Source organism: Methanospirillum lacunae (genome assembly GCF_003173355.1).
Lineage (GTDB): Archaea > Halobacteriota > Methanomicrobia > Methanomicrobiales > Methanospirillaceae > Methanospirillum > Methanospirillum lacunae.
The window spans coordinates 43,762-54,705 of the sequence record NZ_QGMY01000002.1 but is presented as its reverse complement, the minus strand read 5'-3'; the positions used below and the strand labels follow the sequence as shown (position 1 = coordinate 54,705).

General features: G+C 44.5%; 3 protein-coding genes. All 3 read right to left on the bottom strand.

Annotated features, from left to right (window positions below; all coding sequences use genetic code 11):
* Positions 1 to 17: 17 nt before the first annotated feature.
* The 3 genes from DK846_RS00625 to DK846_RS00610 all read right to left on the bottom strand — a co-directional run bounded on the left by DK846_RS00625 (position 18) and on the right by DK846_RS00610 (position 10,824).
* Complete coding sequence (locus tag DK846_RS00625; RefSeq protein ID WP_109966991.1) at positions 18 to 509, bottom strand: hypothetical protein; 492 nt, start codon at positions 507 to 509, stop codon at positions 18 to 20.
* A 344-nt stretch (positions 510 to 853) separates the two neighbouring features.
* Positions 854 to 1,339, bottom strand: a complete 486-nt coding sequence (locus DK846_RS00620; protein ID WP_109966990.1) for a phosphate-starvation-inducible PsiE family protein — start codon at positions 1,337 to 1,339, stop codon at positions 854 to 856.
* A gap of 698 nt (positions 1,340 to 2,037) precedes the next feature.
* Complete coding sequence (locus tag DK846_RS00610) at positions 2,038 to 10,824, bottom strand: GH36-type glycosyl hydrolase domain-containing protein (protein WP_109966988.1); 8,787 nt, start codon at positions 10,822 to 10,824, stop codon at positions 2,038 to 2,040.
* Between the last annotated feature and the right edge of the window lie 120 nt (positions 10,825 to 10,944).

The window sequence follows — 10,944 nt, the reverse complement described above, 5'->3', positions numbered from 1 at the left end:
TTAATGAAAGACAATTACTAAAAATTGGTCAATATTTCATTCACTTTTAATGTTCCCAGATTTGACAAATGTATCACATCCCCATGAGATTTTAATTTCTTTATCATCTCAGTTAAGTTGCATGTTATACGCATTGAGTTATCATTGGGTAAACATGTAAAGGATACCTCTGGGTTTGTGTACATTCCATGTACCTCTTGTGATGGATTTGTAGGGATTAAAGTAAATTTTAATTTTAACAGATTTTTCCGGGAATTCTTATCATAATTGTCACTCTCTTCTATTCTGTAATTATGGCCATATTCTTTTATTTTTAAGCCAAATTCTTTCATTGTAGGATAAATTATTGACACAAATAGTTTCTGACACCCTGTTCTCGCTTCATCTTCTTTTGTCTCGTCGGCTAATCTTTTTGTAAAAGCCAGATCATAGTTGAGTTTTTCACGTTCAAATTCGGTGTTAACTTTTTCAAGAACACCAGTTAATTTATCTAATGAACCTTCATCCATTGCAATTAAACTCCTTTTCTTGAATATCTATTTTTCTAATGGGATTTAGACAAAGAGTACAATTCAATCATCCATGGAAATTACTGATTACTCTGTAACAAATTACTTAATATTACCAAAATCAGGCACCATGAATTTGAATCTTCCAGATAAACTGCTAGAGAATGAAGGTATTATTCTTGATTTGCCCATTATTAAGGAATAAAATAATAACATCGATAATATATATTCCCAAAGTAAAATTTTTATATTGATTATCAGGTATGAGTAAGAAGTTAACCCCTAAAACATACCGTTCTCGATTTTCTCAATGTTTTAATATATTTAAATACGAATCCGATAGATTATCCCTTTTTAGGATGAGTGGACCAGATATTAGCAATACTGTCGATATTCCTGCTCTTGACAATCCATAATCCAAGGATAAAGAACATCATTACAATTGCGAGTCCGATCATCGCAAATACATCTTTTTCACTAAAATCCTGCGATATCAATAGAATAAAATGCCGAATTATTGCAGTCAAACCAATAACTAGAATCAGTTTAATATCGATATTTCCACTTTTGAGTTCTTTTACCGTGATATAAAGTTCTACGATTATGATAGTCAAAAGGGTTGTACTAATAATGCCTAATATTCGCGTATCAGTTATAGGTCCATCAAGTCCACTAAAAAATACATAGATAGACAAGTAAACAGAAAACAGGTTTATGATTCCAATAAAGATAAAAGACGTCATAGAGAAGAAGATTAATAATACCATAATAAAATCAACCCAACCAATCTCTTCAGGTTTGTACGAACTGATACGATCAAGCGTTTTCATTTTACCTCATCTACTGAATAGCAATGAAGGTTTATAGTTTGAGCATTGAAAATCAGTTTTTAGAATCAGAAATGAATCAAAAATAGTTCATACATTCTGCCATCTTTTTCCTGCCAGGGGAAAGAGTGCACAAAATTGATGACCGGCACCCTCCGGTATGAGTCACACGAATTTTTTCTTTTTTATATCACAAAGGTGACTGATGAGACATTGTACAATACTGCAGGAACAATTAAGGAGATGTAAGACTGATTGGAAGTATGATACCTCCAATAGAAGAAAGGTCAAACAGACCATGCTATAGTGCAGATGTTACACGGAGATGTGTTCATTGTCTTGTAGAAGAAGATGGAATCGTCCATTGTAACTTTAGTATGGTAGGAGAGCCGGGGTATGCAAACATACTCGGCGATGAGAAGATGCCCGATTTTTGGGAGATCAAAACTCAAAGATACAACTTAACAGAAGAACAATCCAAAAAGCAACCTTGCATCTACCATCTCAATCAAAAAGAATATTCAGAATCAATGCAGGGGTATTGATACCTACAACCAGTTTTCGTCAGAATAATTTGATATAACTAGATCCTTCGCTATTTGTATGACGCTGTCAATAAAATATCGATTTGGATCCAGATCAACTTAAGAGGGATCCTTATACCTGATTCATAAAACTCAAACATTACCCGCGTATCTCATTCACAACAGGGATGTCTCCCCTAGTTCTATCACAACCTGACGATCCCCTCCATCATCAACGAGATGCACCGTTTTATCAGACTGATTTTTCCCTTCAACACTCACCGATAGTACTGCTGATCCCGGACCGGGCTTTATGACAGAGATATGATACCTGGAAGACTGGTATCTCAAATAAATCCGGTATGATCTCCAGATTTCAGGAATACATGGATTGAATCTCATTTGATCGCCTTGTACCTCAACTCCGAGCAGAGATTCAAGAATCAGTGTGTACATCCAGCCAGCAGATCCCGAATACCATGTCCAGCCTCCACGGCCCGAGTAGGGAGGGGCAGTATAGATATCTGATGTAATAACATACGGTTCAACCCGGTATTTTTGAACATCATCATGAGTTTTGCAATGATGTACCGGGCTGATAAACGATACCAGTTTCCAGGCCTGTTCGTGATCTTTGAGTGTAGCAAAGGCCATTGCTACCCAGATGGCTGCATGTGAATAATGCCCGCCGTTTTCTCTAACGCCCGGCACATATCCTTTAATGTACCCGGGATTCATGAGCGATGAATCAAACGGAGGAGTGAAGAGAGAAACGAGCCCATCATCGTTATTGATGAGATGGGTGCCTACTGCTTTCATGGCAGCCACGGTTCTCTCCTTTGATCCAGCACCGGATAGAACAGCCCAACTCTGGGCAATAGAATCTATTCTGCATTCCTGGTTGAGGGAAGATCCGAGTGGCTGCCCTGAATCGAAATAGGCACGGCGGTACCATTCCCCGTCCCACCCGTTTTTTTCAAGGTTCTCCCTCAAAAGATTAGCATGTACCAGGCAATACTCTGCAAATGCAGGATCGTTGTGAAGCGTGGATATTCTGCCAAACCGCGTAAGCAGATCGTAAAGGAAAAATCCGAGCCATACACTCTCTCCCTGCCCTCCTGCCCCGACAAGATTCATGCCATCGTTCCAGTCCCCGGTTCCCATCAATGGTAGGCCATGAACACCAACCATCAGGCCTGACCTGATGGCACGGACACAATGCTCATAAAGCGTATCTGCTGATCCGGAGATTTCAGGGAGATCATAATATGAGTCCTCGTCAGGGAGCACCTTTCTCCCTTCAAGAAAAGGAGCCACCTCATCAAGAATCCCAAAATCACGGGTACCGGTTACATACCTGCAGGTTACATACGGGAGCCATAGATAATCATCAGAACAATGAGTCCTCACTCCGCGACCAACAGGGGGATGCCACCAATGCTGCACATCACCTTCAGTAAACTGATGCCCGGCACAGAGGAGAATCTGTTTTCTTGCAAGGTCTGGTTTTGTGTTGATGAGGGCCATCACGTCCTGCAGTTGATCCCGAAATCCAAACGCTCCTCCTGACTGATAAAACCCGGAACGTGCCCAGAGACGTGAGACAATCGTCTGATAGAGGAGCCAGCCGTTGAAAAGCAGGTCCACGGATGGATCAGGTGTTGCAATATTCACCACTCCGAGTGTCGATGCCCAGTACTCATGTACCGCTTTTAGTGATGCACGTGCTGCTCCAACTCCGCGACTGCGGAGAACAAGATTTCGTGCTTCTTCTCCATCACAACCGACACCAAGGGTAAAGATGATCTCACGTTCCTCACCATCAACCAGTTCACATAAGACCTGGAGAGCTGCACACGGATCAAGACCTGCTCCAACTTTGTTGGAGAGGTGTTCCTGCTCCATTGCTGCAGGTTTTTCCATAGAGCGGTTTCGCCCGATGAACTCATACCGATCGCCGGTAATAGTTCTGCTCGGAATATTTGAGTCAAGAAAGGCAACACGTCCGGGAAATTCAGAATTATATGGATTCTTAGCAAAGATCGCTCCAGTAACCGGATCAATCTCTGATATCACATATGGCAGAGATCGAGATCTGAGTTCTCCTAAAACCCATTCGACATAGCAGGTTACTGAGAGGACACGGGATTGTCCTGACTGATTCTTTACCCGAAGAGAGAGGATTTTAACAGGACTATCAGGTGACACAAAGACCGTCAGTGTGGTCTGAATTCCGTTTCCTAAGTATTCAAAGACTGAATAGCCAAATCCATGCCGGGTTTTGTAATTGTTAGATCCTCTGACCGGTAAGGGAGTGGGAGACCAGAATATGCCAGTCTCTTCATCCCTGATGTACAGGGCCTCGCCAGAGAGATCAGAGACCGGATCGTTTGTCCAGGGAGTAAGTCTGAACTCATGGGCATTCTCACTCCAGGTAAAGGCACTCCCACTCTCTGATATCACGGTCCCAAAATTCTCATTTGCCAGTATGTTTACCCAGGGAGCCGGAGTTACCCTTCCTTTTCCGGTGAAGATGATGTACTCTTTTCCATCAGGCGAAAACCCTCCAGTACCGTTAAAATAGAGGAGGTCTTCAGAAGAAATGTTGATTCCCGGATCATTTTCATAAATCGAACTCCTGGCAGGGATTAATTTGGGCATAGGAGTCTCATTCCAGCCCGGCCGTTCGAGTTGCATTGCGAGATTTCCTCTCCGGTCAGATACTATCGCCCGTGCCACGGTCTGAATCAGGATACGATCCTCATCTGACATCTGCTCCATATGTCTGATAAAGATGCCTCCTTTCTGATTTACCAGAGGATGATCAGAACCCTGGGGAATCTGACGCATGATCTCATCATGCAGTTCCTGCCTGTATCCTGACTGTTCCTCGTTCCAGATCACCAGATCAACCATCAGGCCTTTTATTCGCCAGTATTCATGGGCCTGAACCATCTCTTTGATCAGACCAATCCCACTCATGTGTTGAATTCTCACCAGAACTATGGGAATATCTCCGGAGATTCCATATCCCCACAGACCAGACTGGCCACGGGAGTTCTTTTCCAGAATCTTCTGGCTCGCCCTACGCGAGGGATGTGCATAGATAACCGATGACGCAAGACTCCCAAACAGCCGGGCATCACGTTCTGTAGCATTGAGTTGTTTGAGTACAACCTGTGCATGTGTCCAGGCAAGCTCGGAGACCCGATCAGCGATATAACTGTCATAATACTTGTCAACAAGGGCAACCGATTTGTCCCTGCTCTCACTGACTCCGGTGAAGATATTCACCCCCGCAGTCTCCTGTGGATCCAGTATGATGGTACATCTGATCGCAACCACCGGGTCAAGCACAGAACCTGCTGAGTTTGAAAGGGCTGATGAGTCAGTCATAGCGGCAGGATTTGAGAGAGAATTTGTTCTTCCGATGAAATTGGTCCTTACTGTCTCAAATGAGATCTTTCTCATCACCGTGCCATGAACAGTCATGAGATGGAGCATCCATGGCGGCTTTTCATCCTCTGAACGTGGCCTTCTCGTGGCTATGATTGCATTCTTCTCCGCAAGAAGTTCGGTCTGAACAAAAAGATTACTGAAGGCCGGATGTGATTCGTCAGAGGTCTGGGGAGCCAGGACTACCTCAGCATAACTGGTAAACTCCAGGGTCTTTCGTTTCCAGGACCGGTTTGTTACCCGTATTCTTCTAAGTTCTACATCATCTTCAGGAGAAACGATGATTTCTGTACGGGTATCAAATTCCTGGTCACGTCTCCTGAATTCAGCACGAGCCTGTTTAAACGTTGTTTGAAAGGTTTCAGGATTCTTTTTTGTGGGCTGATAGCCATTTGACCAGAAATCACCACTCTCAAGATCCCTGATATAACAGAAAGTTCCCGAGGTGTCTGCGGTTGGATCTTCCCGCCATCTGGTTACTGCAAGATCATTCCACCTGCTATATCCTGATCCGCTATTATTTACCATCACATGGTAATGTCCATTTGAAAGAAGGTGCACTTCAGGCCGTGGTGTATGTGCGGTATGGAAGGTACGCACCAATGATTCGGCGTCACCATTCTTTTTATGAACTCCCTGCACATCACCGGTGTGGGGATAGAAGGGAGTAACCCGTGGCATCTTTTCCTGAAGGAGCATCAGTGTTGCCTGAAGGGATGGGTCAGACTCAAATCGCCTCTGCATCGGGCGATTGAGAAGGACATAGGCAAGTGAGAGCAGAGCCATTCCCTGGTGATGTACCATGAACGATCGCACAATAGCATGATTCTGGCCTGGAGGAATCCGGGAAGGGGTAAAATCAACGGCCTCATAAAAACCATATGCCCCTGAATATCCAAGTGAATCCATCTCCTTCAGATTCATGTAAGTTAAAGACGGATGAACCATCAGACCCATTACACTCGCATAGGGAGCGATAACCAGATCTTCAGAAAGACCACGCTTGAACCCAAGCCCCGGGACTCCGAATGCACGGTACTGGTAGTTCTGGCTTGTATCAATGATATTATAACCTGATTCTGATATCCCCCAGGGAACATTTCTCTGCCTGCCATATTCTATCTGCCTGGTAACCACCGTGCGATAGGTCAGATCCAGGAGAGTATTCTCATAATTCGGCATCAGAAGCAGTGGCATCAGGTATTCAAACATCGAACCACTCCAGGAGATGAGCGTAGATCTCCCATTTCCGGTGGTTGTCAGGAGACGACCCAACGCAAACCAGTGCTCCTGGGGAAGGTCTCCTCTGGCTATTCCGATAAAACTGGCAAGTCGTGCTTCAGATGCCAGGAGATCATAAAAACTGGCGTCGCGTCTGAGATCTGTCGCATTATACCCGATGGCAAGAAGTTTACTGGTGTTATCGTACAAAAATCCATACTCAATATGTGAGTATGTTTCACAATCATCTGCAAGACACGATACCATCAAAAGGAGATCATCGGCTCGTTTACTTGAGATTTGCATCTCTTCCAGAGTGCGGGAAAGCCATTGGTACCCGGCACCTGGCGTACTGGCATGATCTTTAGATGCTGCAAGCCACTCCAATAATGGAGCAAGATCACTCAGGAAAACCTCTCTGATCTCAGCGATTTCCCTGAATGTTGGAATGTGGTCATTTAGTGACTCATATTTTTTTAGGAAGAGGGAGAGAGCGGGCAAAACCTCTACAGGAATCTCATCCCAGAGCGTATCAGGATGTTCTCCGGTGAACGCCCATGAGATATGAGATAGTACAGCAGTTTCATGACTCTTTATCTGGCGCCAGGTTGCATCAGCCCACCACCTGACTTCTTCATCAGGATGTGAACTGAGTTCAGCCAGAAGATCTGATCCTATCTCATTCAAATCAGAGAGGGAACTGATGATCCAGGGAACCGTTTCCTGAATAGCGGATACAGACTCCTTCAGATCCGCAATTTTTGATAGAACAGGGACCGGAACTACTCCCATACTCTCTTCAGCTTCTTTCAGAGCTTCGGTGAGGAGATGAAGTACATCAGATAGTCCGTCACCAAATTTCATTGAAATGACCGGTTCATGAGAGAGTTCAAAGAGTCCCTGCCGTAACACCAGCAGATCTCCAACAAGGTTGCCGCTATCAACCGTGGAGATGTACCTGGGAAGCAGGGGCTCTAACGTTATCGTGTCATACCAGTTGTAGAAATGACCCCTGAATCTCTTCAGTCTCCCCATTGTTGTCAGGGTGCCATGAGTACGATTCACATACTCATCAGCGGATATGTAGCCAAAGTCGTAGGCAGTAAGATTTGCGAGAAGGGAGAGGCCGATATCTGTTGGAGAGGTCCGGTGAGCTACAGCCTCAACCGGTTGTTCCTGATAATTATCAGGGGGGAGATGATGGTCTTCAGCGGTGACAAAGGTCTCAAAAAACCGCCATGTTTTGCGTGCAACCCTTCTCAGATACCTGTTCTGTTCTGGAGAAAGAGTGGGAGTTTGAGACATGAACGGTTGACTTATCCACCAGGCGATAGCAGGGGAGAGCATCCATGCACAGGCAAAGGGAATACATAACACTGAGACAGATGCGGGAAGTATCACGGTAAGTATGAGCAATCCGGCACCGATAACCGGTGCAGGCCACATGATACGGTACGAACCTGAAACATCAGAGACACCCATTCGTCCTGCTTCCTGGTGAGTGGTCCATTCAAGCAGGTTACGATGTGAGAACTTCATCCTCCAGCATGAGCGGATAATAGCGTCAAGAGAGATGTATGCTTCAAAGGGGAGAAAAACGAGGATGAGCAGCGGGACTGCTATCATACTCCGGATATCGTGACCCATATCATAGAGGTGCATCCTCCAGGTATGCTCTCCCGGCTTTCTAACGATTTTATACAATATAATGATGATTGGGGGAATCAAGAGAAGCGAGATGATAAAACCAGTCCAGAAGAGTGGATCTAAAAGAATTATCCATGATAGAAGAAACAGGAGAAAGGTAACCGGAGTTGTAAGACTCCGTATCAGATTATCAAAGATCTTCCATCGCGAGAGAAGAGAAAGGGGGTTCTTCTGTTTTTTAGATGAACTATCAGGAACAGATGAAAAGATCCAGGGGAGAATCTGCCAGTCACCTCTGATCCACCGGTGTCGACGGATGATATCTACCAGATACCTTAAGGGGTATTCTTCAAAGATTTCAACATCACTGACAAGACCAGTCCGGGCATAGCAGCCTTCCAGAAGATCATGGCTTAAGATGAGGTTTTCAGGAAACCGACCCTTCACTGTCAGAGAGAATGTTTCAAGATCATAGATCCCTTTTCCAATAAATGATCCTTCATGGAATGCATCCTGGTACACATCCGAAACGACACGGGTATAGGGATCTATCCCAAGTTCTCCTCCGAAGAGCGATACAAACCGGGAAATCCCTGATTTCGTGAGTGAGATTGCAACACGTGGCTGAAGAATTCCATACCCTTTTTTGATCACCCGGGTATTTTGATCAATCTGTGCTCTGTTCAGGGGATGTGCAATTGTGCCAATAAGCGTTCGTGCACTATTTCTTGGAAGATCTGTATCGGTATCTAACGTTATCACATAGGTGATATGAGTAAGTGCTTCCAGATTGCCAACAACATTTGAGAACGGTCTTTTGCCGGGATCAGACAGAAGGATACTGAAGGCTTCGAGTATTCCTCGTTTCCGTTCGTACCCCATGAATATCCTTTCACTCGGATTCCAGGTACGGCTCCGGTGCATGAGAAAAAACGTGTCCGGGTTTTCTTTGTGGTATTTCTCATTCAGATTTTTTATTCCACAACCAAGCAGGGACACAAGCTCTTCATCTTCAGGCATCTGTGCTGCAGGAGCATTTCTGAGATCAGTGAGCAGAGCAAAGTAGATATTTTTCTCCTTATTCGCGAGAAATCTGATCTCAAGTGAATCAAGAAGCTTGGAGATATCTGAAAATCCTGAAAGGACTGTTGGAATAACAACAACTGTTCTTCTATCGTTCGGGATTGCCTCTGAATAGTCCATTTTAGGAAGAGAGACCGGCACAAAGACCAGGGTACAGAACCAGTTCATCACTCTCATGACGCTCTGACTGATCGGAAATAAAAGCAGTATCAGAATGAGAAGCGTGATAAACCAGGTAACTGAGTTGAATTGGGTAAACGCGAAATAAAGAACCAGAAGGGTGATGGTTACAATCCCACTGATATAGAGGGGAAAAGCGTGGACAAAAACAGCTCTTTTGATCTGGTCTATACCAGAAGGCAGATACAGGAGTGATTCTTCCAGTCTTTCCCTCCCATCATCTATCAGATAATATCCCAGATGGGACTCCCGTTCTTTTTTGCCCTGTATCGTTCTGGCCTGATATGCAAGTTCTACCGCAATTTGTGCTACCAGATCCTCTGATACCCTGTCATTTCTCGCAATCTCCTCAATAACATGGCGATACCGGTCCCGGGTCTCAAAGTCCATTTCTGGATATTCATCTGCAGGATCACTGCGTAGAGTACGTTCAACAATACTCAGCCGTTCTACAAAAGAACGCCAGTCACTGGTATCAAGAAGGCGAAGGCTGCTTATACTGTTACCAAAAGAGACCTGATCAGCTGCCTGAGCCTGGATCTCTGCAGTAATCATCTGCTCCAAAGTCTGGTTTTTTTCAGATAACCGCTGTTCTATCCAGGAAAGAGCAAATAAGAGAGGACCTGAACTTCCCTGCAGGTGACGTGACATTTCGGCAACAAAAGCACTTGTCAGGGGTGGATCCGACCGGGCCATATCTGCAATGACAAGAATGAGGCTTTTTGGATCCTTTCGTGCCATTCTGGTCATACGATCCACCCAGTAGTTGGCTGAATCCCGATCAGACCTGTTTTCAGAGATTATATCAGCAACTCTGCGCAGATTCTCGATCAATGCGAGTCTGAACATGATAGGAATTGCCCATAACTCACCGAGTTTGAGAGGAGTAATCTTCTGATACGCGTTAATAAAAGCAAACAGGTTTTCAGTATCTATCCGCCCGTCACTATGGGCTATGAGTTCTCGTGCAATATGATAGACCCTGGGATATCCTTCCAGTGGTCCGTTTGCAAGATGAGGAAGTTCTATACTATATTCTTCAGGAAGATGCAGACGAGCGGTTCTGATCTGTTCCTCAACAAGGTAGAAGTTATCAAGGAGCCATTCACCTGCAGGAGAAACAGGTGAATTCTCTTCCAGAACTGTATTGAGCAGTTTGTGCGTCTTTAACAGAACCTGCTCGTTATCAGCAAGACGTGGAAGAAGGCGATCCTCTCCTTTTCTGGTATCAATCCGAAAGCATCCTGCAATATCTCTTGCATGCTGCTCCAGTTGATCCCCACTGAAGAGTTCATCCCGAAGCGGGCCTCTGTCAACATGTTCACCAGATGGTTTTTTTTCAGTCCACTCTTTCCTGAATGTAAATAGATTCCTCAATGCCTTTTAATTCTCCGATAATTTTTCCAAATTCTAAAATACAAGACCAAAATTTGAAATTTTAAAAATACTCTCTAGCGGATGAGAGACGGATCTACTCCGCATTATACCTTCTGATCA

Bases quoted from the DNA above. Each gene is read 5' to 3' on its own strand.
- DK846_RS00625 (WP_109966991.1), bottom strand. From the start codon at position 509: ATGGATGAAGGTTCATTAGATAAATTAACTGGTGTTCTTGAAAAAGTT.
- DK846_RS00620 (WP_109966990.1), bottom strand. From the start codon at position 1,339: ATGAAAACGCTTGATCGTATCAGTTCGTACAAACCTGAAGAGATTGGT.